Here is a 25,113-nt window from a genome sequence, read left to right as displayed (position 1 = left end):
CCCCGGATCATGGAAGCGACAGGGGCGGTCAGTCATGCCGGGCTGGGTGACCTGGCTCCCCGACTCTTATCGGGGACGATCAAAAAGGTAACGGGGGGGAGCGTACGCCCGCCATGACTACGCTGCCCCCTATGCGTGCAAATGGTTGGCGTTGACAGATGGGATGATCAGGTTCCACGACTGGAGTGCCCCCGCAGGAGGCGTTAGTTTGAAGCCGCACAGATCAAATGCTCGACGTGGCCACGGCGAAGGGGCGAACGGTATGGCGGTTCGCCCGAAGGCCTGGAGCAAGGAGTCGCGCAGTGCCCTGCTCAAGTTGACTGCCTGCTTCGCGGCGCTCCTCCTGGGGGAGTTCGTCGTTGACTACTTCACCGACGGGCCCGAAAAGATCACGGCGACTTATCTCACCGTGCGTCTTCTCGTGTTCGGCTTCTTGTGGTTGGCCGGGGTGGTGTTGATATGGCGATGGGGCTATATCCGCGCCCTCAGACGGCAGAACGCCCCGAACGTAGTCAAGGAATAGGGCGCGAGCCGTTCTCGTAGACGGCCAACGTCCTGAGCGTGCCGTGCGTGTACCGCTCCTCGTGCCGTCGCGACTTTCTGGGCGAAGGTTGCCCGGCGAAGGTGCACTCCGAAGGGAAGGAACAGCGGGTATCGCAGGACCGCCGGCCGTGTGACACTCAGTGAGTCGACCGGCATGCGCGGGAGGGGCATTGAAAGGCGTGCACCCAATCTCCGATCGGCAGGACGGCATTGCGGCAATGCGCCTCCTCAAGGCCATCGCCGTTACTCACGTCTACAACCAGCGCGCACAGGCTCTGAGCGTCGGTGTCTCGATCGCTGTGGCTGTCGCAGGTCTGCTGACCGGGCTGGGTTCGGAGTACGGCGCCGCAGTCGCTCTCATCGGCGCTCTCTGGGCCGCCGTTTACAAGGCGGTGATGGCACCCCGGGCCGAGCGGTATCTGCGGATCGCCGCAACGCTTCAGGAAATGTTTGACGCTGACCTGCTCGGATTGCCGTGGAACCACGTCGCGGTCGGGGAGCGCGTCGGCGACGACGAAGTGAGCCGACTCAGCCGACGCTTTCGCGGCGACGAGCGCCGACTGCGGGGCTACTACCTTGTTGCGAGCGCCGCACCGCCGTACGACGTGCTCTTCTGCCTGGACCAGAACCTGGCTTGGGGTTCACGCATCCGGCTCCGCTTCGCCCAGATGATGCTCGGCGTGCTGGGACTGTGGTCGATAGCGGGCGTCGTATTCACGTTCGCCACTGGCGCGACAGTGAGCAGGCTGGTCACGGGATGGTTTGTGCCCTCGCTCGGTCTGCTGCTCTTATGCCTTGAGATGTACCGCACGCAGATGGCGAGCACCGGGGAACGGCTACGCGTACTGGGATTGGTGCGTGCGGTCATTGACGATCCGTCGTCACCGGTGATCGCCACACCCGCCGCGCTGACGCTCTTCGTCCGCCAGGTGCAGGACACGCTGTATCACATGCGACGGCTCCAGCCACGTCTGCCGACGTGGTTCTTTCAGCGCTATCACGACCAGGACAAGGCCGATTTCCAGGTCAGAATGCAACTGCTGGAAGCGCGGTTTCCCCGCCCATGAACGCCTTGGAGCAGTTGACCCGTGTGTTCGACGACCCGGTGGTCGCGTCGGAGATCATCGAGTCGCTGTTCGGCGACGAGGTCGAGATCGATGCCAGGAGTGTCGCGCCTCTCGCGCGCGGCTACACCGGGGCTCGGTTGGCGAAGGTGATGCTGGCCAATCGAAGCGGGAATCCTAAACCTCGCTGGTGCGTGATCAAGTTCTGCCCGGCGGTGCCGGCGAGCCATCGGCGCGAAGGCGAACTACACAGGCAAGCTCTGAACGAATCGCCGCGGGAGTTCCGCGAGCAGCACCTCACCGAGATCGTCTTTCCGGCCATTCGATGTACCGGGGGCATCTTGGTGATCGGTCAGTCGATGGTTGACGGCGATCCGCTGGGGACGGTGGAGATCAGTCAGCTCGCGGGCGCCTGCGAGGTGGTTTGGAAGGAAATCCTTGAGAACTGGGCCGGTTGTGATTACGGCAGCGGCCACTCGACAGTGGCAGAGCTACTGCAGTGCGAATTGGGCAGTAGCTTCGAACCAGGCGGGTGGTTACGCGGCTGGGCAGAAAGGCACAACCTTCTCGCGCCCGCTTACCTGCAACTTCCGGACGAGGAAGCGGCGCTTCCGAACCCGTGGCGGCTTTTCGCCGAGGACTCGCCGGTGGCCCAGGCGCCGATCCACTATCTGGTGGGCCGAACGCACGGTGACCTGCACGGGGACAACGTTCTCGTACCGGTGCGCAACGGGATCGTCTGTCCAACCGCCTTTCGGCTGATCGACCTGGCCACCTACGACTCGCGAGGACCACTGAGCCGGGATCTTGCCACCCTGCTGCTCTCGCTCTGCTCCCGCGAGATCGGGGCCTCCTCCGAGCACAGCCAGAACGTGTTCCTCGCCTACCTGGAGCGCGGCCATCGAGATGAACGCCTCGACGGCGGCATGCCGGGTGACGTGCGGAGCGTCATCGACTCGCTCCGTGAGCCGGCGCTCGGGTTCGTGCACCGGAACAGTTGGGACCCGGCGCTCTGGCAACGGCAACTGAAGGTGTCTCTCCTCGCGCAGGCCATGCTGCACAGTGCCTACACGTCCGGTACGCCGGCTGCTGCCCGGTGGTGCTCGCGGCTGGCGGGTCGGCTCACCCGGTGCCTGCTCGGGCCGGCGGACTTTGGGGCGGGCCCGACGATGCCCTTCGACGCTGGGAAGATTGTTGAGACCAGTCGCATGACAGCGACACGGACGATGGGCCGGTCGGCACGGAGCGGGTCGCTTTTCGTCGACCGGACAGGGCAACGCAGCCGCCTTCGCGCGGCCCTGGAGGATCAGGTCACTTCCGTCATGGTGGTCACTGGCCCGCCTGGCATCGGCAAGACGGCGTTGGTACGCGAGGTGCTCGCCGACCTGGGCTACGACGATCTGGATGTGGATACCTCGCCGGTGAGCTGGCACGAGGCCACACCGCACGAGGAAGTCGGCGTACCAACCTTGATCGAGGCCATTGAGCCGCCCGGGTCGGGACAGGTGGCCGGCCCGTCCGCGCTGGCACGCCTGGAGATCGCCCTGGATGGTCTCGAGCAGGCCGGTGGCATCCGACCGATAATCGTGCTGGACTCGGCGGAGAACCTCCTCAAGGAGGGGCACCTCCTGCGCGATCCACAGCTCGATCTGGCGCTGGACGTCGTGCAGAGCCGGCCGTACCCCCTGGTCAAAGTCGTTCTCCTGACGCAGCACCCGCCCGAGGCGACGACGGGTGTGGTATGGGCGGGAAGTGCGTGCCGGATCAGTCTCGAAGGACTGGAGCCGCCGTCTTTGGGCGAATATTTCGCCCAGCTCGATCCAGACAAGCGGTACGGCCTCGCAGATCTGGGAGGAGTCGATCTACGGCGGCTTCATGGCCTCCTGGCGGGGAATCCCCGGCGCGCCGAACTCCTCCATGCGTGTCTCAGCAGCGAGCCGCCCGCGCTACAGGCCCATGAGGTAGGACCATGGCTGTCCACCATGCAGGCGAGCGAGGTGCATCAGCGTCTGGTGCGCTTGTTCGTCGACCACCTGCCCGTCGAACAGCAGCGGGTGGCGGAGGCGGTCGCGGCGCTCGGCGTGCCGGTTCACCGGGACACCATCATCAATGTCCTCAAGCCGTACGTGTCGGCGACCCAGGTCGAGCCGGCCCTGCGCGCGCTCGTCGCGGCCCGCCTTGTCCTTGAGCGCAGGGACGGCCGCAAACATCTGCGAAAGGCCGAAACGGAGGCGATCCTCGGGCGTCTGGGCCCGGGGGATCGGTGTGCTGAAGAGGGTGAGCCGCCAACCCGGTTCGACCTTCTGCTCCAAGCGGCCAGGGTGCTGGCAACCATGCAGAAGGACGACGAGGACGTGCACGGCATCGCTGACCTGGACATGCACTTCGCGCGCATCGACGTCTGGCTGCGGGCCGGGATGTACGGCGTGGCGCACGACTTGATCCACTCCATGGACCACCTGGTTTACCTCTGGGGTAGCGGCGCCGAGCTGCGCGCCCAACGGGAAGCCATCCGGGGTCGGCTCCATGACGACCGGGAGGGCGAGATGATGAACCTCGCAGCTCTTGGTGACATCTACTCCTACAGCGGCGACTGTCCCTCAGCCCTGACGTCCTACAAGGACGCGCTCTCCATCGCTCAAGAGGAACAGGATCGCGAGGCGATACGCCGGTGCCACCTAGGCATGGGCTCCATGTTCTGGGAACACGACGATCTCGCGAAGGCCGAGGAGCATTACGGCTGGGCGTACGCGTTGGCGGGCGAGGACGAGGACGACGGCGGCGATCGGGCCGCCGCGCTGATCGGCCTGGCTGACTGCCGGCAGAGGCGTGGCGACTATCGACGCGCTGTCAGGAATGCTCTGGAAGCCTTCAGCGCCGTGCGTGAAACCGAACCTGGGCTGGCGTCGAGCGCCACACTGCGCCTTGCTCGCTGGTACGCCGAGCTGAACCAGATCCCGGACGCGCAGCAGATGCTGAACGAATGCGCGAATCTCATCCTGGCCCACCCTGATCCCACGGCCCAGGCGGAACTGCTCAACTCGACAGCCGACCTTCATTTGTACCGGGATCTGCACAGCGAGGCGCGAGCGACGGCGCAGCAGGCCGTCGATGTCGCGCGCGACCACCGGGATCCGATCAACCTGCGGCGGTCGCTCACCACGCTGGCCCTCGCCCACGTGCATCTGGATGCTCTTCCAGAGGCCCGAAAGGCGATCGAAGAGGCGGCTCGCTACCGAGTGGCCGGCCGGGAAACCGCGGAACTGGCGCTGCGGGGCATCGTCGCATACCGTTGCAACCTTCCAGGCACTGCAAGGGACCTCTTTCAGCAGCTCCATGAGGAGACGGGCAAACGCACCGGGGCGGACGAGAATGATCTCGTAGCCTGGGACTTCACCGGGATCGCCCTGTGCTACTCGGTCCTTCTCGGCGCCGCGGAAACAACGACGGCGCTGGAAGCGTTCCGCCGCGCACGGCCTGAGCGGGCCGAGCCGACCCCGGGTCTGGACGTCCGTTTGAGGTTCATGGTGAAGGCGATGGCCCACGGCACTTCCGATCTGGAACCTGTGCTGAGCGGGCTGGCATGCATCCGGCCGGGCGCTACCGTCTAGGTCTGAAACCAGCCCTCCTCATGTGCCAGCAACATGGCCTCGAACCGGGAATCGGCGCCTATCTGTTGGTAAAGCGTCTTGAGTAGCCGGTACATCGCACGCTCGGAGTACCCGGCCTCCGTGGCGAGGCGCGCCACGGTCCAACCATCGGATAGCCGCCGCAACCAGGCAATCTGCTCCTTCGAGAGAACCGAGCGACGGGGTGGCCGTCCACCCCGTCCAGCAACCAGAAGGTCGGCCACGTCGGCCGGCATGACTGCCTCGCCGTCGAGTGTCGCGGCCACCGCCCGTTGCAACGCCGGCACCGTCGCAGTGTGCGCCACCACCGACCGGGCACCCGCTCGCACGGCCCGCACTCCCAGCGAAGGGGCTTCGCCGAAAGGCAGCGCGACGATGAGGGGCCGGGGCCGTACGCGGCATAAGGCGATCACCTGGTCAAGGTCCTCGGCAGAGCGCAAGGTCAGCAGAATCATCGCGCCTGGCCGTTCGTTGAGCCATGTGGCCGCATCGGCGGGCTCCTCGACGAGGTATCCCACGCTTGACAACGCCGCCACGACGCCATGCCGGAACACGGGCACAGGGTCCACGACCGCAACGTGAACGGTCACCCCGCACCTCCCTGTAGCTGCCGGCTCTCACCTGAAACGGCAGCCGACAGCTTAGGGCTGGCAGGAACGTGTCATTCGACGTCATAGTTACGCACATTTCGGTCATAGACCTGCATGCCGTGCATTTTTAGCGTCAAGTCATCCGGTGCTTGGAGGTATGCGTGGTCTACTTCGACAAATCGGGTCGGCGGATACATCGGCCCCTCGAACGCCGTATCCCACGAGCAGACTCCAACCTCGACGAGGCTAAGGCCCGATACATCCGCGAAGTCGCCGCCCAACACCCGAAGTTCACGCCTGAAGAGGTATACACCGAGATTCGCTACGGTCGGCGCCGGAACGACATCACCAAGGACCTGGTGCGTCGCGTCCTCGCCCGGCGACGCCGCTCCTTTTCACTGTGGCCCTTCCGCCGTTGACAACGGGCCCGCAGGGTCGGCCGTACGACGTGCTCAGCAGCGGCGGCGGTGAGGAGAAGCGCGCGCAAGGCAGGTTGGCCAGCTCTCCATGGGATCTGAGCGTTTGGACCTGCGTCTCCGCGCCCACACTTAGAATGGGAGAGGTGGCGTCTCCTATCTGCAACCCAGTAGTTGGCAAGTCGAAATACCTAGCGCCAGCCCTCTTCCTGGGCGCGGCCCCACTTCTCGTGGCCAACTGGTTGGCCGTTGCTGCGGTCCTGGGGCGCAACTGCGCCGTGTTATACGACGGCGGCAATATTACGGAATGTGGTGGTGGGCTTTCGGAGGAAGCGATGTCCTCCGTGTCGGGACTGATCGCACTGGGGATGCTTGTCATTCAGACAGGGCTGATCGTCCTGGTGAGCCGCCGCGCCCGCTCCGGCCCGCAGTGAGAACGCCCGGTCAACGAACCGCCAGTTTGGGCCCCGGCTCGCCGTGGCCGATCTGACCAGGAGACCGGTCAGGAGCGAGTGCGGCGCACGGTCCTCCCGAGCTCTCCGAAGCACTGGACGCGCAGCGCAGCCGGCGATGAGGCTCCTATCGGCGGCCTGCCTGATCACCTGGAGTTGCCCCGGCCGGAGGCTCATTCGTTCGTGGGCCCGCTGCCCTGATGCCAGGGGTGGTCCTTGTACCGGAGGGCGTCCATCAGAGTCCGGCTGTAGCCGCTGGCCTGCGCAACCTCGTCTATCTTCTCGGTGCGCGCATGCGGCGGAAGAAACTGCTGGATGAGTCTGGCAACCTGGGTGCGGGTCTGCTGGAGCTCGACCGTCATTTGACGCTCTTCCTCGCCCAGTCTGCGAAGTTCGGCGTACCGTCCGTCGGACGGTGTGCCCTCGGACATCTCGATACTGTACGGCTTGGCGGCCATGTACTCCCGGCGCACGGTTCCCAGCGTGGGACCGGCCTCAGGACCACGCGCTGCGACCTTTCGCCGCTGTGAGCAGCTCATCGTATGGTCCAAGCTCTTCAAGGAACGTGCGAAGCGGAGCATCTTTGGACAAGAGTGAGATCCAACTTGGCAACGGGTGGCGCCTCAAGAGGGGCGCGCCTGGAGTTGCGCGGCCAGGTAGCCGAAAGTGTCGTGGACGGACTCTATGCTTCCCGCCCATGAGCAGAGACGAATTTTCTGTCGTGTACACGAAGCGAATGGACGTGGAGGTGGAGGACTGTGGTCAGGTCTACCTCATGGATCGTGGGGACTATGAGGCCGCCGGCATGCCGGCCGACCCACGGACTCACTCCGCTGGGCTCATCAAATTAGAGGAGAGAGGTCTCGCGAGCCTGAACATCGCCACGCAATGGGGAGAGATTCCCTTTACGGTGACTGCCGCCGACCGGGATCCAGGTGCTGACCTGGACGGCTACGAGGACGTCGTGGAGATCAGTTTTGAGTCCCCGTCCGGAAAGGTCTTCCTGGTGGGGTGGCTTATGGATTGGGACGATGAAAAGGCGCACAACCTTTCCCCGTTGCTTTCTGGTCCCGGCGTGTACCGCTTGCGCTATCACATCCGAGGAATGGATGAAGAGCGCTGCTCGGTTGATGACCACTACCTTCAGATATGGCCTGCGCCACAATATGACCCGGCCGTGCTGAAAACTACGGAAGCCGTCCAGTACTTCATGAAGCCCGAAGCCGCTGTCAGCTTGGAAACGACCATGGGCTGGTCAGGGGAGGTGACCAGGTCGTGAAGCCGGACGCTTCCCAAGCTCTCGATAATGTCGGCGACCCGGATACGTCACCGTGGCCGAAGCCTTTCGGGCCGGACCGCGTGAAGTGGCTCATGGCGCACGTGATCTTCTCGTACAACCTTCGGGATGTACGAGAATCAGCGATACGGCCCCGCCCCCGCTGACAGGCTGCCAGCGGGAACGGGCGCTCGTCGTCAGCGGCGGTACTCGCGGAAGAACGTGAAGTTGCGATACTCCCGGACCAGCCCGCTGTTGTAGACATAGTCGTAGTTGCCGAAACCGGCGCGTTCGACGACCACGAACCCATCCTCGTCGGGGTGTCGGCCCTGGAAGCAGCAGGCGCTTGCGGGCGTCGCTGTGCTAACGGCACCAGCGACGGTGAGACCGGCGGTCGCGACGGCCAAGGACGCCAGCAGTCGGACCCAGCGGCGGGTAGGGCGGGAGATGTCAGCTTGCATATCTGCTCCTGCATTGGTCGGGACGCCGGAGAACCCCGGCCAGCTCTATTCGGAAACGAGCATCCGCAGGATGTGTCGGTGGCCTTGAAATCGTCGATCGCCTTGCTGTGGCGCGGATCGTCTCGTCGCAGACGTGAAGCTCAAGGCGCTCTGGGGTTTCAGGTTGCGCCGGCCGGCAGGCGGGACAGGCCCGTGGTTCACGACAGCGAGGGATTAGCCCTGCCGTGCTCGGACACAGGATCGGTGCGTGCATCGTGATCGTCCTGTCGGAGCGGTTCACCCAGGTCGGTTGGCGCGGGGCGGTCAACAGGAAAGATCGCGTTCGGGTGGTCGCTCGAACCTGTGATTGCCGTTCCACGGTGTACCGGCTGTGCCACGTGGGAGGCCAGGCGCACATTCGCCGAACCAGTCGTAAGAAGGCCAAGCCGGTGATCCACGAGACGTTCCGCTGGACTTTCAATGAGGCCGACAAGCTCTGGGCCGCGCTCCTACGCGGCGAGGCTCATGAGGCCGGACGCGGCGGTACCGACATCGGATGTCCGGTGTCGTCGCGTCTCTCAAACGCCGGGGGCTTGCTGTAGCCCAGGCAGCCGGCGTCGCCCGTCTCGGCCATGGCGCAAGCTCCTAGAAGGGCGCGCGGAGCGTAGCGGAGCACCTTTGGGTCAGGGCGGGATCCAATTGGCCAACCACTTGACTGGGTAACGGGTGGGCCGAGAAAGGGCGCCCGACCGAAGGGAGGACCTTCAGGGGTCGAGCCCGCGGCTCGACTGGAAGAACAGCCTGAGCCCTATAGGCGCGAAGCGCCCCAGGAGCGAAGACCTCGCTCTCACCAATACACAACTCCCCAGCGACTACGGGAGGATGAGAGGTAGGATAGAGGGCATGAGCGAGCCTACTGGCAAGTATTCGATCACCATGCCGCGTGACATCGCCGAGGCCGCCCGATCTCGCAGTGGCCCTTCCGGCCTGTCCGCCTACGTCGCCGCCGCCGTCGCCCGCCAGATCGAGCGCGACAACCTCAGCGAACTTATCCAGGTCGCCGAGGCCGAGCACGGCCCCATTACCGACGACGAGGTCCAGGCACAGCGTGACCAACTCCACCAGACCCGACGGGGACAGACCAATGGTGGGGCGGTTGCGTGACCCGTTCTCCCGCCGTTCCTGGCGGCACCCTTGTCCTCGACAGCGAGGTACTGGCCAGGGCCGTCCTGCGCGACCGTACGATCACCGCATGGCTCACTCTCGCCCGTGCTGACGACCTCCGCGTCATCACCTCTGCCGCCACCCTTGTCGAGGTGGTCCACCCCCGTGTCAATCGGCCAGCCCTGGAATGGACGCTATCCCGCCTCGTCATCGAGCCGGTCACCGAACCCATCGCCCGCCACGCCGCCACGCTCTTGTCCAACGCCGGCCTGCACGGGCACAAGTACGCCATCGATGCCATGCTCAGCGCCACCGCCCTCGCGGCCTCAGGCCCCGTCACGGTTCTCACCTCCGACCCCGAGGACCTCACCGCACTGTGCGGTGTACGCGTCACTGTCATCAAGGTGTGAGTTATGCCCCGGGCCCCGCTGGTTCCGGCAGGGTGATCATGACCCAAATGGCACGCAGAGACCAAGAACATCAGGAAACATCAAAGCCCAGGTACCGAATCCATCGGTCTACCTGGGCTTTCATCGTGAGAGCGGGTGACGGGAACCGAACCCGCGCTGTCAGCTTGGGAACTCTTTCAAGGTCATGGTGTCGGAGCAGGGGAAGCACCGCCCTGGGCAGATGCAGCCGAGTGACCGTGAGCCTCCGTGACTCCCTGCGAACCACTCTGTGAACGGGCACGCAACGGGCACGCGGGGGAGGGAGCCTAAGGCCATTCAATCCGGACTATGTAGGTCTCGCGTTGCCGTTCCAAGACAACGTACGTTGCCAGGCCGCATTCGCCGAAGGCATGGGTGAGCATGTTGGCTTTGGGGTTGGCGGAGTTGTACGGCTCGCCACTCCACGGAGCGGTCTCCAGGAGGGTGAACAACTCCGCGAGCGGTCGAAGGGCTTCATCGGGGAGAGCGGCGATCTGCTCTTCGGCTATCGGATCGATGGCGAGCTTGTACACCTACACGTCGATTCCGCGCGCGGCCAAGAGCTCACGCCATGGCGTTCCATGCGGAGCTGCGTCGTCGGCTATGACTTGCTCCGCCCGGATGTGCATTTGCCGTCGCCCTTCGGGGTCCTTCGCCGAGTCGCAGGCGGAGATCCACCAGCGATGTACGAACGCAGCCAGGGCTTCGAGATCGAGGCTGACTCTGACCTCGTCTAGGACGGCCTTGAGCCCGGCGTCGAACGCTTCGCGATCTTGTGGGACCACAAGCGCAGCGCGAATGGAGCGCAGATTCCTGTCCGGCATGGACGTGTCTGAGGGTGTGAAGTCCTGAGGCTGGGCTGTCATGGCGTGCTCCTCTCCCCGTATAGAGGGTACAGAGGAGGAGCGACATCCTTCATCAAGGTGGAGCGGGTGACGGGAATCGAACCCGCGCTGTCAGCTTGGGAAGCTGATGTTCTGCCATTGAACTACACCCGCGTCGGCCGAACGCCGCGCCCCCACTGTAGCGGAAACCAGGCGTCCCCAAGCAACCCCGCCCCACCCCCGCAACCACGATAGGTTGCTCTACGTGCTGCTTTCAGACCGCGACATCTTCGCCGAGATCGACTCCGGCAGGCTCAGCCTGGAGCCGTTCGATGAGGACATGATCCAGCCGTCCAGCATCGATGTCCGGCTTGATCGATTTTTCCGTGTCTTCGAAAACCATAAATATCCGCACATCGATCCGGCAGTCGAGCAGCCCGACCTCACCCGCCTCGTCGAACCGGACGGCGACGAGCCGTTCATCCTGCACCCGGGCGAGTTCGTCCTGGCCTCGACCTACGAGGTCATCACCCTGCCCGACAACCTGGCCAGCCGCCTGGAAGGCAAGAGCTCGCTCGGTCGGCTCGGGCTTCTCACGCACTCGACGGCCGGCTTCATCGACCCGGGCTTCAGCGGCCACGTCACCCTTGAGCTCTCCAACGTTGCCACGCTCCCCATCAAGCTCTGGCCCGGCATGAAGATCGGCCAGTTGTGCGTGTTCAGGCTGAGCTCGCCGGCCGAGCACCCGTACGGCGCCCAGAAGTACGGCTCCCGCTACCAGGGCCAGCGCGGCCCCACCCCGTCGCGCTCGTTCAAGAGTTTTCACCGGACCAAGATTTAGACCGCAGCTCCACGAGCCCGGGAATCGCCAACGCCACCAGCGGCAGCACCGCGGCGAGCGCGCTGACCAGCAAGACCGGCCTGGCCCCGACGGTGTCCACGAGCACACCGGTCGCGACCAGGCCGAACGGCGTCAGCCCGAGCACCGCCACCCATTCCAGCGAGGCCACGCGGGCCTGCCGCCCAGGCGGCACCTCGCGCAGCATGCCGATGACCCATTCGATGGCGGCGACCTCCAGCCCGACCCCGGCCAGCAGGAAGCAGGTGAACACCGGCCACGGCGTCGTTGAGGTCAAGAGCGACAAGGGCACCAGCCCGTACGGCAGCAGCCCCACCATGGCCGTGAGCCCCGGCCGGGGCCTGGGCCGGAGGAAGGCGATGAAGGCCCCGATGAGCCCGCCGAGCGAGAGCGCGGCCAGCGACAGCCCGTAGATGGCGTCGGCCTCGTGCAGCGGCAGGAAGTTCCACTGCAGGTTGGACGCGGTGGCCGGCAGCAGGACCTGGGCCGGGGCGACGATGAGCGTCTGGTGGAGAGCGAGCACCGCGATCACTCCGGCCATCCAGGGCCGGGACCAGACTTCGCGCATGCCTTGGCGGATCTCGTCCATGAGGCGGTGGCGCGGCTGGGCGGGCAGCACGGGTTCGCGCATGAGCCAGATGAGCCCGGCGCTGATGCCGAACCCGAGCGCGGCGGCGAAGAAGGCGGCCCACGGGCCCCACGCGACGACGATGGCCGCTCCGGTGAACGCCCCGAGGAGTGATCCGCCGCGCAGGGAGACGCTGGTCATGGCGATTCCGGTACGGCGGTGCCGTTCAGGAAGAACGGTTGACAGGACCCCCTGCAACGCGGGGCGGAAGAACGCCTCGCACAGCCCGCCGAGGAAGACGGCGATCCCCATGAACGGCGCCAGCGGCCAGATCGCGACGACGAGCGCGATGGCCACGAGGCCGAGTTGGGAGCAGGCCATGACGACGCGGCGGGGGAGCCGGTCCGCCCATACGCCGCCGAAGAGGGCGAAGCCCACCAGGGCGATCAGGCGTCCGGCCAGGACGAGGCCGATGGCGGCGGCGCCGTACCCACCCCGGACGAGTGAGATCACCACGGCTATGGGAAAGATGTAGTCAGCCGCCACAGATGCGGTGAGGCTGCACCAAAGCAGACGGAAGGCTCGATCTCCCAACACACCGGCGGCTGGCCGCATATGTCACCAGGATGAGCCATAACTGGCTCAAAAACCAGCAAAGCGGACGTCGGCAAAATGGTGATCAAGCTATCTACAGGGCTGGTATCCGGCAAGGGATGGAGGGTAGCCACACGATGAAGGGGACATGAAGTTCGCATTTTGCCTGGTAACCCGTACTCTCTTCCACGGACCATCCCCGCACATCTGGAGAACGACGTGCGCCTGCGTCTCACGCCTCGTGAGGACAGCTACTACGACCTGTTCGCCGACTCCGCGAACAACCTGGTCACGGCATCCCGGCTGCTGGTGGAGATCATCAGCGACGGCTCGGACAGGGAAGCCCTGGCCGAGAAGATGCGCGCTTGCGAACACGCCGGTGACGAACGCACTCATGCGATCATGAATCGGCTCAATGAGAGCTTCATCACCCCATTCGACCGCGAGGACATCTACCGCCTCGCTTCGAACCTCGACGACGTGATGGACTTCATGGAGGAGGCCTCCGACCTCATCGTCCTCTACCAGATCGACCACCTGCCCAAGGACGTCATCCGGCAGGTCGAGGTCCTGGAACGCGCAGCCGAGCTCACCGCCGAGGCGATGCCGCGGCTGCGCTCGATGAAGAACCTGAACGAGTACTGGATCGAGGTCAACCGCCTGGAGAACCAGGGCGACCAGGTGTACCGGCGCCTTCTGGCCAAGCTCTTCAGCGGTGAGTACGACGCGCTCACGGTCATGAAGATGAAGGAGGTCATCGACCGTCTCGAAGAGGCCGCCGACGCCTTCGAGCACGTGGCCAACACGATCGAGTCGATCGCGGTCAAGGAAAGCTAAGTGGACCTCACGCTCGCCCTCGTCATCGGCGTGGTCGTCGTGGCGTTGATCTTCGACTACACCAACGGCTTCCACGACGCGGCGAACGCCATCGCCACCTCGGTCTCCACCAGGGCCCTCACCCCAAGGGCGGCTCTGTTCATGGCGGCGGCGATGAACTTCATCGGCGCCCACCTGGGGACCCAGGTCGCACAGACCGTCGGAAAAGGCATCATCGATGCCCCACAGGGTTCCCACGGTCTGGTGGTCGTCTGCGCCGGCCTCATCGGCGCGATCACCTGGAACATGGTCACCTGGTACTTCGGACTGCCCTCCTCCTCCAGCCACGCCCTCATCGGCGGCCTGATCGGCGCGGCGCTCGCCTCGGCCAGCATCGTCCATTGGGACGGCGTCGTGGAGAAGGTCGTCATCCCCATGATCCTGTCGCCGCTGGTGGGTTTCTCGCTCGCCGCCGCGATCATGATCGCAATCTATTGGATCTTCCGCAACGCGCAGCCCGGAAAAACGAACCGCGGCTTCCGTTACGCGCAGACCGTGTCCGCCGCCGCCATGGCGCTCGGGCACGGCCTGCAGGACGCGCAGAAGACGATGGGCGTGATCTTCCTCGCGCTCACCGTCGGCGGCTACGCCTCCCCGAAGGACCCGATCCCGCAGTGGGTCATCCTGGCCGCCGCCGGGGCGATCTCACTCGGCACCTATGCGGGCGGCTGGCGCATCATGCGCACGCTGGGCCGGCGCATCATCGCGCTCGACCCACCGCAGGGCTTCGCGGCGGAATCCGCCGCGGCGACCGTGCTGTACGGCGCGGCCATCGGCTTCGGCGCCCCGATCTCCACCACCCACACCATCACCTCGGCCATCATGGGCGTCGGCGCCACCAAGCGCCTGTCGGCCGTGCGCTGGGGGGTGGCCGGAAACATCGTGACGGGCTGGATCCTCACGATCCCGGCCGCGGCTCTTGTCGCGGCTCTGTCGTACTACGCGCTTCACTGGCTCGTGGAGTAGCGGCGTACATCACGTCGATGTCCCATCGGCTGAACCCGAGACCCGAGTAGAGCCTGATCGCGGCCGCGTTGGCCTCGTCCACGTAGAGCATGACCTGGGCGAGGCCGCGCGAGCGCAGATGGCGCAGGCCCGCGACGGTCAGCGACTTGCCCAGGCCGGTGCCCTGCTGGGAGGGGTCGACGCCGACGACGTACACCTCGCCCAGCGGCTCGTGGCCGTGCTCGTCGGAGCCGTGGACCTTGGTCCAGTGGAAGCCGACGAGCCGGTCGCCGCGGAAGGCCAGGAAGAAGCCGGCCGGGTCGAACCACGCCTCCGCCTCGCGGCGCAGCACGTCCTCCAGGGTCCACGCTCCCTGCTCGGGGTGATGGGCGAACGCCGCCGCGTTCACCTTGAGCCAGGCCTCCTCGTCGCGGCCGGGGACGAAGGCGCGCAGCCGTACCCCTGAGGGCATCTCAAAGGACGCCAGGGGCGCGAACAGCGACCGGCGCATCTGCCACAGGGAGCGAACCCTCTCAAACCCCATGGAAGCGGCCAGAGCGCCCGCACCGGGGTGATCTCCGTGCGCCCACAGGCGCAGCCGGCCGTCGGTGATGTTCAGGACCTCGCTGAGCAGACGCGCGCCATGCCCCTTTTGACGGTACGACGGGTGGATCACCAGCTCGCCACTTGGACCCTCGACCTCGTCGGTGGGGTCCACGTGGGCGTAGCCGGCCAGGGTCTGGTCGTCGTAGAGCAGGAGCGAGCGTGCGCGGGCGTCGCCGCCGTAGCGCAGGTGGAGCATCACGTGCTCGTTCAGGGGGCGGACGCCGTCGGCCTCGGTGGCCGCTTCCACGACACTCAGAACGTCGGCGATTTCCTGTTCAGCAAGTCGTTCCGCGACCTTCACATGCACGCTCATGCGTCGAACTCTAGGCGTCCGTATGGCAAACAACGCCAGGGGGCTGGCCGATGAATCGTTACCTTTGCGACATGGGTTGCATGGATTGCGGCCGTAACGTCTTGGTCCATGACGTCTCGATCCCTCCTCCGGCTTGCGCTGGCCGGAGCCGTGGCCGCCGGCGGGTTCGCCTTGGCCATCACCCCCGCGGACGCCGGTAAGACCACCGCCAGAACGGTCCCCGTGCGCCTCCTCGCGCTGAACGACTTCCACGGCCACCTCGAGCCGCCCACCGGCTCCTCCGGCCGCATGGTCGACGAGAACGGTCAGACCGTCGACGCCGGTGGCGCCGCCTTCGTGGCCGCCCACATGAAGCGCCTGGCCGACCGCAACACCATCGGCGTCGCCCAGGGCGACCTCATCGGCGCGACGCCGCTCATCTCGGCCGCCTACCACGACGAGCCCTCCGTCGAGTTCCTCGGGAAGATCGGGGTGAAGGTCTCCGCGGTCGGCAACCACGAGTTCGACGAGGGGTACGCCGAGCTGCGCCGGATCATGAAGGGCGGCTGCCACCCGGTCGACGGCTGCTCGCCCGCCGGCCGGTGGAAGGGCGCCCAGTTCGACTACGTCGGCGCCAACGTGCTGTTCAAGAACCGGAACGAGAGGTCCGACGCGCTGGCCGGGCTGGCCTCCACACCGCAGGCCAAGCAGCTGCTCCAGGACTGGGGCGTCCCCGCGCTGCCGCCGGTCAGCATCAAGTGGAAGAACGGCGTGCCGATCGGCTTCATCGGCCTGGTCACCCAGACCACGCCCGGCATCGTCACCGCGGAAGGCATCAAGGACCTCAAGTTCGTCGACGAGGTCAAGGCCGCCAACGTCGCCTCCAAGCTCCTCAAGCTCATCGGCATCAAGGCCCAGGTCGTGCTGGTGCACGAGGGTGACCAGGTGAACGCCGGCCAGTCGCCCGACGCCTGCAGCGCCATACCTGGAGCGGGCAACCGTATCGCCACGCAGGTGGACGCCGAAGTGGACATGGTGCTGAGCGGGCACTCGCACCAGGCGTACAAGTGCACCGTCAAGGACCCGGCGGGCAACGATCGCCTGTACTCGCAGGGCGGATCGTTCGGGCGCGTGATCACCCAGGTCGACTTCCAGGTGGACACCCGCAGCCGCGACATCGTCCGCAACACCGTCACGGCCGACAACCACGTCGTGACCCGCACCATCGCCGCGGACCCCGAGATCTCCACCTTCGTCCAGACATGGAAGGACAGGGTCGCCCCGGTCGCCAACAAGCCCGTCGGCAAGATCACCGCGGACATCACCAACACCGCCACTCCCACCGGCGAGACCCCGCTCGGCAACCTCATCGCCGACGCCCAGCTCGCCGCCACCAAGACCGGTGGCAACGCGCAGGTGGCGCTGATGAACCCGGGTGGCATCCGGGCTCCGTTCACGTTCGCCGGGTCGCCGGCGGGCGAAGGGGACGGTGTCGTGACATATGGGGAGGCGTTCACCGTTCAGCCGTTCAACAACCTGATGCAGGTCGTGACGCTGACGGGGGCGCAGCTGAAGACGCTGTTGGAGCAGCAGTTCGTCGGTGGTCCCAACGGCCAGCCGTTCCAGAAGATCCTCCAGCCTTCGGCGAACCTGACCTACACGTACAGCAGAGGCGCGGCCTGGGGTTCCAAGGTCAGTGACCTGAAGATCGACGGTGCCGCTGTTACCGACACCCAGCAGGTCAGGGTGGCGGCGAACAACTTCCTCGTGGGTGGTGGCGACGCGTTCGCCGCCTTCAAGGACGGGACGGACGTGTGGAGCGGGCCGCTCGACATCGACGCCCTGGTCACCTACCTCACCGCGAACCAGCCCATCGCCCCGCCGGCGCTGGGCCGTATCACCGCCGTCGACTAGATGTGTGGGGCCGCGTCGCTTTGCAAGCTCGGTCTTCCCTTCTGAGCGCTTCGCGCTTTGGGGTTCAGGCTGTGTCTTGCGGCGGCGCGGCCCAAAGGCTCGGGCTTCGCTGTGGGGCGCTTCGCGCTTGGGGACTCAGGCTGTGCTTTGTGGGGCACCCCGCCCAAAGCTCGGTCTTCGCCCTTGGGCGCTACGCGCATGAGGGGCTCAGGCTGTTCTGATCTCGATCGAGGGGCTGCCGCCCCGCGAGCGCCCCGCCCCGTCGACCGCCTAAGGCGTGGGCGAACCAGCTCGCCAAGGTCGGATGATCGCCGTGGGGTGGGATCGGCGCCAGCCACCGGCGGCACGCTGCCCGTGGAGCGTGGCTCGTCGTGGCCGGAGAGCGGGTTGCTATGGTCGCTCGTTGTGGATGATGATCTGGCGCTGCCCGTTCTCCCGACCTCCGTGCCCCGGCTTACCCTGCGGCCGCTTACGGCCGACGCGATGGAGGCGTACTACGAGCTGATCGTGCGCAATCGCGAGCACCTGACCCGCCACGGCGACTATGAGGAGATGAAGGTCGCGACGCGGGAGGCGGTTGCGCGGGACTTTGCGAGCCCACTCGACCGGAATCTGCGGTTTGGCCTTTGGTTCGAGGATCAGCTTGTTGGCAGAGCGGATCTCAATCCGGTTGATCCGCCCCGGTACTCGATGGGTTACTGGCTTGATGAAGGTGTGACGGGCAGGGGTTACATGACGGCCGCTTGCGGGGCGTTGATCGACTTTGCTCGGGCCGGGTTGGGGGCGACGGATGTGTTCGCCGGGGTGACGCACGGCAATGACCGGAGCGTGGCTGTTCTGGAGCGGCTGGGGTTCGGCGCGGTGGCCGAATTCGAGCACTACACCAGGTTCCACCTCTCGTTGCACACTGAGTAGCTTGATCGAGGAGGGCCCTCGCCGGGAGCGTGAGCGCGTCGAACCCTGGGGTTGTGGTGTCCGTCGAAAAACCCGCACGATGACGGCCCTCGCCAAGATTGAACGAGCAACTTGGCCGGCTTTCAGACTTTCGGGCCCTCTTGCCGGTACCTCTCATGCCGGATGGCCGGCCGCACGGCCCGGTAGACAATGAAGAAAAGCACGATGGCCGGAATGGTCCAGCTCGTGAGTAAGAAGACCTCGCTCATGTGGTTCCCCATTCAGGTGCGTGTTCGTGAGTATGGCTGGGCGACCGGAAATCCGGGTGGTGATCGCGACAGGACCACGCGCGGTCTCGCCTATGGGATCTTGTCACCGACGGCCGAACCGCCCACGACAATCAGGTGATGCGGCTCGGGATGTCCTAGTGGAGGAACACAAGTGACCACAGGTGACACCGGCGGGAGCGGCCGGCGTGTCGCGCTGGTGACCGGTAGTTCGCGCGGGCTGGGGAGGGCCATCGTGCGGCGGCTGGCCGAGGACGGCATGGCCGTCGTCGTCAACGGGCCGCCCGGCGACGCACAGGCCCGCGAGGTCGCTCGCGCCGTCCGCGACAGCGGCGGCATCGCCGACGCTATTCTCGCCGATGTCACCGACGAGCGGCAGGTCGCCGAACTGGTCGCCGCCGTCACCACCACCCTGGGTCCCATCGAGGTGCTGGTGCTGAACGCCACCGGACCCCAGCCCGAGGCTCCCCTGACCGACGTCACCTGGGCGGACCACCTCGCCCAGCTTGAGTTCTTCGTCAAGAGCCCCGTGCTTCTCGGCCGCCTGGTGATCGAACAGATGCGGAAAGGCGGGTTCGGCCGGATCATCCAGATCGACTCAGAAGTCGCCCACCGGCCACCCCCGGGCCGGTCGGCCTACGCGACCGCCAAGAACGCCCAGATCGGCCTGACCCTCAGCTGGGCCCGCGAACTGGCGCCCGACGGCATCACCGTGAACACCGTCGCCCCGGGCTTCATCCCGGTCGAGCGCCATGCCGGCGTAGCGGCCGAGATCAGGAGCGCCTACCGGGCGTCGGTACCCGCGGGCCGCATGGGCACCGCGGACGACGTCGCCCATGCCGTGAGCTTCCTGGCCTCGGAAGGCGCCGGCTTCATCACCGGCCAGCGCATCGTGGTCGACGGCGGCCGCAACCTCGGAACCTGACCGTCACTGACGAACGGCCAAGACGATCTGGAGGCCTTCGCCGGCGCGGCTACGAGACCAGGGATGAGTCGCCGCGTTCTGGGACGAATCTGTAGCCGACGTTGCGGACCGTGCCGATCAGTGACTCGTATTCGGTTCCGAGCTTCGCCCGCAGCCGCCGCACGTGTACGTCCACCGTCCGGGTGCCGCCGAAGTAGTCGTACCCCCACACCTCCTGCAGCAGTTGCGCCCGGGTGAAGACGCGGCCGGGGTGCTGGGCGAGGTACTTGAGGAGTTCGAACTCCTTGAAGGTCAGGTCGAGGACGCGGCCGCGCAGGCGGGCCGTGTAGGTGGCCTCGTCGATGGACAGTTCGCCGCTGCGGATCTCGTCGGGCGCGTCCTCGGTGGAGGCCAGGGACAGGCGGCCGGTGGCCATGCGCAGGCGGGCCTCGACCTCGGCGGGGCCGGCGCTGTCGAGCAGGACGTCGTCCACGCCCCATTCGGCGGTCATCGCGGCCAGGCCGCCTTCGGTGACGATGACCAGCAGGGGGACGTCGATGCCTGTTGTTCTGATGAGGCGGCACAGGCTCTTCGCGTGGGCGAGCTCTTTGCGGGCGTCGACGATCACCGTGTCGGAGGGCGGGGCGTCGATCAGGGCGGAGGCCTCGGCCGGCGCGACGCGGACAGAGTGGAGCAGCAGGCCGAGAGCGGGCAGCACCTCGGCCGACGGCTCCAGAGCGTTCGTCAGCAGGAGCAGGTTGCTCATCACGGCCTCCCCAAAACGCGCAAGGACCCGGGGGCTACGTCGCCCAGGTCCCATACGTGAGGATAACCCAAGGGAATCTCGCGTTCATTGTGCGTCCACCTGTTGAACAGCGAAACACGCGTGTTAACAGGGGCGCACAATGGACCGACACGATTGTGAGGAGCCTATGGCCACGGGAAAGGTTCGTTATTGGGCGGCGGCGAAGGACGCGGCCGGGGTCGCGGAGGAGCCGTTCGACGCCGTCACTCTTGGCGAACTCATGACGAAAATCACAGCCGGGCGCGACGATCTGGCCAGGGTGATGAGGCGCTCGTCGTTCCTGGTGGACGGTGATCCGGTCGGCCGGCGGGCGCATGACGAGGTGGTGCTGGGTGAGGGGGTGACGGTGGAGGTTCTGCCGCCGTTCGCGGGCGGGTGATCTCCGGTTTTTTCAGGGAATTGGTCGGTAAGCTCAATGTCCCCCGTGCCAAAGGAGCCCGATGCGCAAGCTGGTCATTTTCCTGATCGTGCTGATCGTTCTCCTTGTCGCGGTCGACCGGGTCGCGGTGGCCGGCGTCCAGCGTGACCTGGCCAACCGGATCGGGGCCGCCGCCGACCTCAGTGGCACGCCCACGGTGACGATCGAGGGCATCCCGTTCCTGACCCAGGCGCTCGCGGGCCGCTATCCCGAGGTCCGCTTCGACCTCGGGACCCTCACCTACGGGGGCGTGCCCATCCGTAACCTGCGCGGCGTCGCCTACGGGGTCACCGCGCCGCTGTCCGACGTGATCCAGAACACCGCGGACGTCCGCGCCGAACGGCTGACCGTCAGCGGCACCGTGACCAGGGCGACGATCGACAAGTTCGCCCCCGACGGCGTGAAGATCTCGGGCAACGGCCAGCGGCTGGTCGCCTCGGGCGAGGTGCCGTTCGGCGGGCAGAAGGTGAAGTTCAGCGCCGAGCTGAAGGTGGAGCTGACCGACGGCGGCATCAAGCTCGCCGCCACGAAGATCCAGGGAGTGCCGAGCCAGCTGGCGCAGTTCGTCACCTACACGATCCCGTTCAAGGGCAAGCTGCCGTTCGACGTGAAGGTGACGGGTGTGAAGAGCGTGGCCGACGGGCTGGAGCTCTCGGCCGAGGGAAAGAACGTGCCGCTCCGTGGATGAGGACAAAGCCGCGGGTGATCCGCCCCGGGGCGAAGGCGCCGGTGAACCGCCTGGCCGTGCCGTACGTGATGAGGGCGTGAGTCCAGCTGGCACCGCCGACGAGGAGCTTGTACGCACCCTCTTCGACGAGCACGCCGGGCCGCTGTATGGCTACGTGTTGCGACTTACCGGAGATTCCGGCCGGGCGGAGGATGTCGTGCAGGAGACGCTGCTGAGGGCTTGGCGGCATCCCGACGCGCTGTCCGGGCGTCCGATCCGCGCGTGGCTGTTCACGGTGGCCCGCAACCTCGTCGTCGATCAGCACCGGGCGAGGAGGGCCAGGCCGCCGGAGACGGGTGACGACGCGCTGGCCGTGATCCCCGCCGACGACGAGCTGGAGAAGGCCGTCGAGTCGTGGGCCGTGGCCGAGGCCCTGGCGGCGCTGCGGCCCGAGCACCGCGAGGTGCTCATGGAGGTCTACTACCGGGGGAAGTCCGTGAAGGAGGCATCGGCCACGCTCGGCATTCCGCCGGGCACGGTCAAGTCCCGCACCTACTACGCGTTGCGGGCGTTGAAGCTGGCGCTGGAAGAGCGGGGGTTGGCGCCGTGAGGATGACCTGTGAGGAGGTACGGCTGTCGCTGGGCGCCCACGCGCTCGGCGCGCTCGACCCCGAGGAGGCGCTGGAGATCGACACCCACCTCGCCACGTGCGAGGCGTGCGGCGCCGAGCTCATGGAGCTCGAAGGCGTCTCCGCTTTCTTGGGCAAGGTCTCCGAGCGCGACGTGGAACTGGTCGCCAGCCCCCCGCGCCAGGTGCTTGACCGGCTGCTGAATGACCGTGCCAAGCGCAGCAGGCGCGGCCGCCTCCTGCTGGCCGTGGCAGCCTCCGCCGCGGTGATCGCCGTCGGCGGCACGATCTGGACGGCCACGACCGGCGGCGAGAGCACCAGCTCGACGGCCGCGGGAGCGGAGCATGCCGATCAGGGCAAGGCGGCCGCACCGGACAGCGCCACCCAGCCGGAGTACGGCTTCGACACCAGCGCGAGCCCGGAGCCGCGGACCGCGGCGAGCAAGAGCGCGACGGAGTCGCCCTCGACGATGAACGCCCCCGCGGGCAAGGAGTTCAAGGGCGCCAACGGCACCAGGCAGGCCACCGTCATGGCGATGCCCGCGGAGGGCGGCACCGAGCTCAACCTCACCGTCTCCGGCGTGGCGGTCGGCACCCAATGCCGCGTGATCGTGCTCGGCGAGGGCGGCGAGCGCGAGACGCTCGACGGCTGGGAGGTCAGCCGGGAGAACTACGAGAAGCCCCCGGTCTTCCAGCTGACGACGAAGCTGCCGCTGGAGTCGATCCGGTTCATCAGGATCGTCGACCAGGACGGCAAGCTGCTGGTGCACACCAAGACCGTGACGTAGGGAAGAACCCGGGCCCCGCGATGGTTGGCCATGAGCGATGACGGGTTTGTGGGTGGCGCTCGGCACACTGGCGCTGGGCTTGGTGATCGGGGTGGTACGACTGCGCCGCGATGGAAGGATGCGCGAAACGGCCACTGACAGGCCGACAGACGTGCTGACGGAAGGGCAGATCGGCGCGCCGCTGGGGGAACGGGCGACGCTGGTGCAGTTCTCGACGGCGTTCTGCCAGCCGTGCCGTGCCACGCGCAGGATTCTGACCGAGGTGGCCGATCTCGTGCCGGGCGTGGCGCACGTGGAGATCGACGCGGAGTCCCGGCTGGATCTGGTACGCCAACTGGACATTCTGCGCACCCCTACGGTCCTCGTTCTGGATCGGTCGGGAAAAATCACGAAAACCGCGTCGGGGCAGCCCAGGAAGGCCGACGTGCTCGCGGCTTTGGGCCATGCGGTGTCTCAGGAGCCGGACGAGATGTGACAGATGGCGAGACGTCGATGTAGTCTCATCGACATGAACCCCACGACAGAGCTGCTGACGAAGCGGCGCGCGGTTGATTTCTGCCGCGTGGCCACCGCGCTCTGTCGCGCTGCCTGAGGACGGTCTCGCGGACATTCAGGTCCGCCCCAACCCGACCCCTTCAGGAGCATCCAGCGATGCGTGCCGACCCTAGAGCGCTGCGCTTCGGCGCCGCGATAACGACCTTGGTCCTGATCCTCGTCCTGGTGACCGAGAGCCCCTGGCTCCTGGCCGCCCAGGCGGTGGTTTTCGCACTCGGTACGGCGGGTCGCTCGCCGTACACCATGCTCTTCAAGGCGCTCGTCAAGAGCGCTCCGAAGGAGACGGAAGACGCCCGCCCGCCGCGTTTCGCGCAGGTGGTGGGGTTGGTCTTCGCGGGTGCCGGGCTGATCGGTTTCTTCACCGGGATCACGCCGCTCGCCCTGGGGGCGACGGCAGCGGCCCTCCTCGCCGCCCTCCTCAACGCAGCCTTCGGATTCTGTCTTGGCTGCGAGATGTATCTGCTGATTCGCCGTCTACTGCCCGCCGCCAAAATGGAGGTTCCCCAATGAGCCGCTCCGCCGTCCTGGTGGATGCCGACTGGGTCGAGGCCAACCTCGACACGCCCGGTGTCGTACTCGTCGAGGTCGACGAGGACACCAGCGCCTACGACAAGGGCCACATCCGTGGCGCCGTCAAGATCGACTGGAAGTCCGACCTGCAGGACCCGGTCCGCCGCGACTTCGTGGACAAGGCCGGGTTCGAGGCCCTGCTGTCCGAGCGCGGCATCTCCAACGACGACCAGGTCGTGCTCTACGGCGGCAACAACAACTGGTTCGCCGCCTACGCCTACTGGTACTTCAAGCTCTACGGGCACGAGAACGTCCGGCTGCTCGACGGCGGTCGCAAGAAGTGGGAGCTCGACTCCCGCGAGCTGGTCAAGGACGTGCCGGCCAAGGCCGCCACCACCTACGTGGCCCAGGACCAGAACAGCTCCATCCGCGCCTTCCGCGACGACGTCGTCACCGCGATCGGCAAGCTCAACCTGGTCGACGTGCGCTCGCCCGACGAGTTCACCGGCAAGCTGCTGGCTCCCGCGCACCTCCCGCAGGAGCAGGCCCAGCGCGCCGGCCACGTGCCCACCGCCCGCAACATCCCGTGGTCGAAGTCGGCCAACGACGACGGCACCTTCAAGTCCGACGACGACCTGCGCACCCTCTACGGGGAGGCCGGCGTCGACTTTGGCAAGGACACCATCGCCTACTGCCGCATCGGCGAGCGCTCGGCGCACACGTGGTTCGTGCTGCACGAGATCCTCGACCAGGCCAACGTCAAGAACTACGACGGTTCATGGACCGAGTACGGCTCGCTCGTGGGCGTGCCGATCGAGCTGGGAGAGGCCCGCTGATGTCTGTTGTGTCTCAGGGTTGCGCGGCGCCGGAGCAGACCGCGACGCTGCCCGCCGGGATCGACCTGTCCACCCAGGCCGTCATCCAGGGCGTGGTGACCGGCGCGGGCACCGCCTACGCGCGGCTGCTCGACCACTCGGGCGAGTTTACCGGCGAGGTCGTGGTGTCCGACGAGGGCATCTTCCGCTTCTTCGCCGCTCCCGGCGACTGGACCGTCCGCATCATCGCCGGTGGCGGCGTCACGCGTGACGTCCACGTCTCCGCGCGCCTCGGCGAGGTCTCGCAGCTCGCCGTCGCCGTCTAGGTCCCCCTCGGAAGGACCCGCGCCGTGTTGCGGCGC

30 protein-coding genes and 1 tRNA gene are annotated in these 25,113 nt (G+C 66.5%); 23 read left to right on the top strand and 8 right to left on the bottom strand.

The window, feature by feature from the left end; all coding sequences use genetic code 11:
- Positions 1–262 precede the first annotated feature (262 nt).
- The 3 genes from ACIBI5_RS52595 to ACIBI5_RS52585 all read left to right on the top strand — a co-directional run bounded on the left by ACIBI5_RS52595 (position 263) and on the right by ACIBI5_RS52585 (position 5,218).
- Positions 263–523, top strand: a complete 261-nt coding sequence (locus ACIBI5_RS52595) for a hypothetical protein (RefSeq protein WP_397259097.1) — start codon at positions 263–265, stop codon at positions 521–523.
- 199 nt (positions 524–722) lie between these two features.
- The gene (locus ACIBI5_RS52590) at positions 723–1,610 is read left to right on the top strand and encodes an S-4TM family putative pore-forming effector (protein ID WP_397259105.1); all 888 of its coding nucleotides are present in this window, start codon (positions 723–725) and stop codon (positions 1,608–1,610) included.
- Complete coding sequence (locus tag ACIBI5_RS52585; RefSeq protein ID WP_397259095.1) at positions 1,607–5,218, top strand: tetratricopeptide repeat protein; 3,612 nt, start codon at positions 1,607–1,609, stop codon at positions 5,216–5,218. The genes ACIBI5_RS52590 and ACIBI5_RS52585 overlap by 4 nt, the downstream gene beginning before the upstream one ends.
- On the opposite strand, the gene ACIBI5_RS52580 is transcribed toward ACIBI5_RS52585, so the two are convergent.
- Positions 5,215–5,826 (bottom strand): helix-turn-helix transcriptional regulator, encoded by a 612-nt coding sequence (locus ACIBI5_RS52580; RefSeq protein WP_397259093.1) that lies wholly within the window; start codon positions 5,824–5,826, stop codon positions 5,215–5,217. The genes ACIBI5_RS52585 and ACIBI5_RS52580 overlap by 4 nt on opposite strands.
- Before the next feature lie 562 nt (positions 5,827–6,388).
- On the opposite strand from ACIBI5_RS52580, the gene ACIBI5_RS52575 reads away from it, so the two are divergent.
- On the top strand, positions 6,389–6,676 hold the full coding sequence (locus tag ACIBI5_RS52575) for a hypothetical protein (RefSeq protein ID WP_397259091.1): 288 nt from the start codon (positions 6,389–6,391) through the stop codon (positions 6,674–6,676).
- A gap of 191 nt (positions 6,677–6,867) precedes the next feature.
- On the opposite strand, the gene ACIBI5_RS52570 is transcribed toward ACIBI5_RS52575, so the two are convergent.
- The gene (locus ACIBI5_RS52570; RefSeq protein ID WP_397259089.1) at positions 6,868–7,167 is read right to left on the bottom strand and encodes a hypothetical protein; all 300 of its coding nucleotides are present in this window, start codon (positions 7,165–7,167) and stop codon (positions 6,868–6,870) included.
- Positions 7,168–7,391: 224 nt separating this feature from the next.
- Here ACIBI5_RS52570 and ACIBI5_RS52565 point away from each other — a divergent pair, with 224 nt between their 5' ends.
- From ACIBI5_RS52565 to ACIBI5_RS52550, 4 genes are all read left to right on the top strand, one after another.
- A complete protein-coding gene (locus tag ACIBI5_RS52565) occupies positions 7,392–7,973 on the top strand; it encodes a hypothetical protein (protein WP_397259087.1) in 582 nt (193 codons plus the stop codon).
- 712 nt (positions 7,974–8,685) lie between these two features.
- The gene (locus ACIBI5_RS52560; protein WP_397259086.1) at positions 8,686–9,012 is read left to right on the top strand and encodes a hypothetical protein; all 327 of its coding nucleotides are present in this window, start codon (positions 8,686–8,688) and stop codon (positions 9,010–9,012) included.
- A 301-nt stretch (positions 9,013–9,313) separates the two neighbouring features.
- Entirely contained in the window at positions 9,314–9,574 is a 261-nt protein-coding gene (locus ACIBI5_RS52555) for a CopG family transcriptional regulator (protein WP_397259084.1), read from the top strand.
- A complete protein-coding gene (locus ACIBI5_RS52550) occupies positions 9,571–9,984 on the top strand; it encodes a type II toxin-antitoxin system VapC family toxin (RefSeq protein WP_397259083.1) in 414 nt (137 codons plus the stop codon). Before ACIBI5_RS52555 ends, ACIBI5_RS52550 begins: the two co-directional genes overlap by 4 nt.
- A gap of 305 nt (positions 9,985–10,289) precedes the next feature.
- Here the strand turns inward: ACIBI5_RS52550 and ACIBI5_RS52545 are convergent, their stop codons facing one another.
- The 3 genes from ACIBI5_RS52545 to ACIBI5_RS52535 form a co-directional block, all read right to left on the bottom strand.
- Positions 10,290–10,535: a hypothetical protein gene (locus ACIBI5_RS52545; RefSeq protein WP_397259081.1), complete on the bottom strand. Its 246-nt coding sequence runs from the start codon at positions 10,533–10,535 to the stop codon at positions 10,290–10,292.
- Entirely contained in the window at positions 10,536–10,868 is a 333-nt protein-coding gene (locus ACIBI5_RS52540) for a DUF6247 family protein (RefSeq protein ID WP_397259079.1), read from the bottom strand.
- 58 nt (positions 10,869–10,926) lie between these two features.
- Positions 10,927–11,000, bottom strand: a tRNA-Gly gene (locus ACIBI5_RS52535).
- A gap of 91 nt (positions 11,001–11,091) precedes the next feature.
- Between ACIBI5_RS52535 and dcd the strand changes: the two genes are divergently transcribed.
- Positions 11,092–11,667: a dCTP deaminase gene (gene dcd / locus ACIBI5_RS52530; protein ID WP_397259077.1), complete on the top strand. Its 576-nt coding sequence runs from the start codon at positions 11,092–11,094 to the stop codon at positions 11,665–11,667.
- Here the strand turns inward: dcd and ACIBI5_RS52525 are convergent.
- On the bottom strand, positions 11,639–12,868 hold the full coding sequence (locus tag ACIBI5_RS52525) for an MFS transporter (protein WP_397259075.1): 1,230 nt from the start codon (positions 12,866–12,868) through the stop codon (positions 11,639–11,641). The genes dcd and ACIBI5_RS52525 overlap by 29 nt on opposite strands.
- 198 nt (positions 12,869–13,066) lie before the next feature.
- Between ACIBI5_RS52525 and ACIBI5_RS52520 the strand changes: the two genes are divergently transcribed.
- Positions 13,067–13,684, top strand: coding sequence for a DUF47 family protein (locus ACIBI5_RS52520; RefSeq protein ID WP_184958320.1), 618 nt, complete (start codon positions 13,067–13,069; stop codon positions 13,682–13,684).
- Positions 13,685–14,689 (top strand): anion permease, encoded by a 1,005-nt coding sequence (locus tag ACIBI5_RS52515; RefSeq protein WP_397259073.1) that lies wholly within the window; start codon positions 13,685–13,687, stop codon positions 14,687–14,689. It begins immediately after the preceding gene.
- Here the strand turns inward: ACIBI5_RS52515 and mshD are convergent.
- Positions 14,622–15,587 (bottom strand): mycothiol synthase, encoded by a 966-nt coding sequence (mshD, locus tag ACIBI5_RS52510; protein WP_397259071.1) that lies wholly within the window; start codon positions 15,585–15,587, stop codon positions 14,622–14,624. The two genes, ACIBI5_RS52515 and mshD, sit on opposite strands and share 68 nt — an antisense overlap.
- Positions 15,588–15,695: 108 nt before the next feature.
- Here mshD and ACIBI5_RS52505 point away from each other — a divergent pair, with 108 nt between their 5' ends.
- The 3 genes from ACIBI5_RS52505 (at position 15,696) to ACIBI5_RS52495 (ending at position 19,586) form a co-directional block, all read left to right on the top strand.
- Positions 15,696–17,480 (top strand): bifunctional metallophosphatase/5'-nucleotidase, encoded by a 1,785-nt coding sequence (locus tag ACIBI5_RS52505; RefSeq protein WP_397259069.1) that lies wholly within the window; start codon positions 15,696–15,698, stop codon positions 17,478–17,480.
- A gap of 405 nt (positions 17,481–17,885) precedes the next feature.
- Positions 17,886–18,395, top strand: a complete 510-nt coding sequence (locus ACIBI5_RS52500; RefSeq protein WP_397259067.1) for a GNAT family N-acetyltransferase — start codon at positions 17,886–17,888, stop codon at positions 18,393–18,395.
- Positions 18,396–18,815: 420 nt separating this feature from the next.
- Positions 18,816–19,586: an SDR family NAD(P)-dependent oxidoreductase gene (locus ACIBI5_RS52495; protein ID WP_397259065.1), complete on the top strand. Its 771-nt coding sequence runs from the start codon at positions 18,816–18,818 to the stop codon at positions 19,584–19,586.
- Between the two features lie 49 nt (positions 19,587–19,635).
- Here ACIBI5_RS52495 and ACIBI5_RS52490 read toward each other — a convergent pair whose 3' ends face one another.
- Entirely contained in the window at positions 19,636–20,331 is a 696-nt protein-coding gene (locus ACIBI5_RS52490) for a winged-helix domain-containing protein (protein ID WP_397259063.1), read from the bottom strand.
- 166 nt (positions 20,332–20,497) lie between these two features.
- Between ACIBI5_RS52490 and ACIBI5_RS52485 the strand changes: the two genes are divergently transcribed.
- The 9 genes from ACIBI5_RS52485 to ACIBI5_RS52445 all read left to right on the top strand — a co-directional run bounded on the left by ACIBI5_RS52485 (position 20,498) and on the right by ACIBI5_RS52445 (position 25,077).
- Complete coding sequence (locus ACIBI5_RS52485) at positions 20,498–20,749, top strand: MoaD/ThiS family protein (protein WP_397259061.1); 252 nt, start codon at positions 20,498–20,500, stop codon at positions 20,747–20,749.
- Between the two features lie 61 nt (positions 20,750–20,810).
- Positions 20,811–21,476: a DUF2993 domain-containing protein gene (locus ACIBI5_RS52480; protein WP_397259059.1), complete on the top strand. Its 666-nt coding sequence runs from the start codon at positions 20,811–20,813 to the stop codon at positions 21,474–21,476.
- Positions 21,477–21,552: 76 nt separating this feature from the next.
- Complete coding sequence (locus ACIBI5_RS52475) at positions 21,553–22,065, top strand: sigma-70 family RNA polymerase sigma factor (protein ID WP_397093222.1); 513 nt, start codon at positions 21,553–21,555, stop codon at positions 22,063–22,065.
- A 2-nt stretch (positions 22,066–22,067) separates the two neighbouring features.
- On the top strand, positions 22,068–22,871 hold the full coding sequence (locus tag ACIBI5_RS52470) for an anti-sigma factor family protein (protein ID WP_397259103.1): 804 nt from the start codon (positions 22,068–22,070) through the stop codon (positions 22,869–22,871).
- A gap of 118 nt (positions 22,872–22,989) precedes the next feature.
- On the top strand, positions 22,990–23,346 hold the full coding sequence (locus ACIBI5_RS52465; protein ID WP_397259101.1) for a thioredoxin family protein: 357 nt from the start codon (positions 22,990–22,992) through the stop codon (positions 23,344–23,346).
- A 3-nt stretch (positions 23,347–23,349) separates the two neighbouring features.
- Positions 23,350–23,463, top strand: coding sequence for a putative leader peptide (locus ACIBI5_RS52460; RefSeq protein ID WP_376773436.1), 114 nt, complete (start codon positions 23,350–23,352; stop codon positions 23,461–23,463).
- Positions 23,464–23,522: 59 nt separating this feature from the next.
- On the top strand, positions 23,523–23,936 hold the full coding sequence (locus ACIBI5_RS52455; protein ID WP_397259057.1) for a DUF4395 domain-containing protein: 414 nt from the start codon (positions 23,523–23,525) through the stop codon (positions 23,934–23,936).
- Positions 23,933–24,772: a sulfurtransferase gene (locus ACIBI5_RS52450; protein WP_379622778.1), complete on the top strand. Its 840-nt coding sequence runs from the start codon at positions 23,933–23,935 to the stop codon at positions 24,770–24,772. The genes ACIBI5_RS52455 and ACIBI5_RS52450 overlap by 4 nt, the downstream gene beginning before the upstream one ends.
- Positions 24,772–25,077 carry a DUF1416 domain-containing protein gene (locus ACIBI5_RS52445; RefSeq protein ID WP_184958290.1) on the top strand — a complete coding sequence of 102 codons (306 nt, stop codon included), beginning with the start codon at positions 24,772–24,774 and terminating at the stop codon, positions 25,075–25,077. Before ACIBI5_RS52450 ends, ACIBI5_RS52445 begins: the two co-directional genes overlap by 1 nt.
- The last annotated feature ends 36 nt before the right edge of the window (positions 25,078–25,113 follow it).

Origin of the sequence: Nonomuraea sp. NPDC050540, assembly GCF_044457485.1 — a bacterium.
GTDB lineage: Bacteria > Actinomycetota > Actinomycetes > Streptosporangiales > Streptosporangiaceae > Nonomuraea.
This window is presented reverse-complemented; position numbering and strand designations above follow the sequence as displayed.

Bases quoted from the DNA above. Each gene is read 5' to 3' on its own strand.
- ACIBI5_RS52585 (WP_397259095.1), top strand. From the start codon at position 1,607: ATGAACGCCTTGGAGCAGTTGACCCGTGTGTTCGACGACCCGGTGGTC.
- ACIBI5_RS52480 (WP_397259059.1), top strand. From the start codon at position 20,811: ATGCGCAAGCTGGTCATTTTCCTGATCGTGCTGATCGTTCTCCTTGTC.
- ACIBI5_RS52555 (WP_397259084.1), top strand. From the start codon at position 9,314: ATGAGCGAGCCTACTGGCAAGTATTCGATCACCATGCCGCGTGACATC.
- ACIBI5_RS52450 (WP_379622778.1), top strand. From the start codon at position 23,933: ATGAGCCGCTCCGCCGTCCTGGTGGATGCCGACTGGGTCGAGGCCAAC.
- ACIBI5_RS52465 (WP_397259101.1), top strand. From the start codon at position 22,990: ATGCGCGAAACGGCCACTGACAGGCCGACAGACGTGCTGACGGAAGGG.
- ACIBI5_RS52460 (WP_376773436.1), top strand. From the start codon at position 23,350: ATGGCGAGACGTCGATGTAGTCTCATCGACATGAACCCCACGACAGAG.
- ACIBI5_RS52485 (WP_397259061.1), top strand. From the start codon at position 20,498: ATGGCCACGGGAAAGGTTCGTTATTGGGCGGCGGCGAAGGACGCGGCC.
- ACIBI5_RS52595 (WP_397259097.1), top strand. From the start codon at position 263: ATGGCGGTTCGCCCGAAGGCCTGGAGCAAGGAGTCGCGCAGTGCCCTG.
- ACIBI5_RS52470 (WP_397259103.1), top strand. From the start codon at position 22,068: ATGACCTGTGAGGAGGTACGGCTGTCGCTGGGCGCCCACGCGCTCGGC.
- ACIBI5_RS52445 (WP_184958290.1), top strand. From the start codon at position 24,772: ATGTCTGTTGTGTCTCAGGGTTGCGCGGCGCCGGAGCAGACCGCGACG.
- ACIBI5_RS52490 (WP_397259063.1), bottom strand. From the start codon at position 20,331: ATGAGCAACCTGCTCCTGCTGACGAACGCTCTGGAGCCGTCGGCCGAG.
- ACIBI5_RS52565 (WP_397259087.1), top strand. From the start codon at position 7,392: ATGAGCAGAGACGAATTTTCTGTCGTGTACACGAAGCGAATGGACGTG.
- ACIBI5_RS52525 (WP_397259075.1), bottom strand. From the start codon at position 12,868: ATGCGGCCAGCCGCCGGTGTGTTGGGAGATCGAGCCTTCCGTCTGCTT.
- ACIBI5_RS52505 (WP_397259069.1), top strand. From the start codon at position 15,696: ATGACGTCTCGATCCCTCCTCCGGCTTGCGCTGGCCGGAGCCGTGGCC.
- ACIBI5_RS52455 (WP_397259057.1), top strand. From the start codon at position 23,523: ATGCGTGCCGACCCTAGAGCGCTGCGCTTCGGCGCCGCGATAACGACC.
- mshD (WP_397259071.1), bottom strand. From the start codon at position 15,587: ATGAGCGTGCATGTGAAGGTCGCGGAACGACTTGCTGAACAGGAAATC.
- ACIBI5_RS52540 (WP_397259079.1), bottom strand. From the start codon at position 10,868: ATGACAGCCCAGCCTCAGGACTTCACACCCTCAGACACGTCCATGCCG.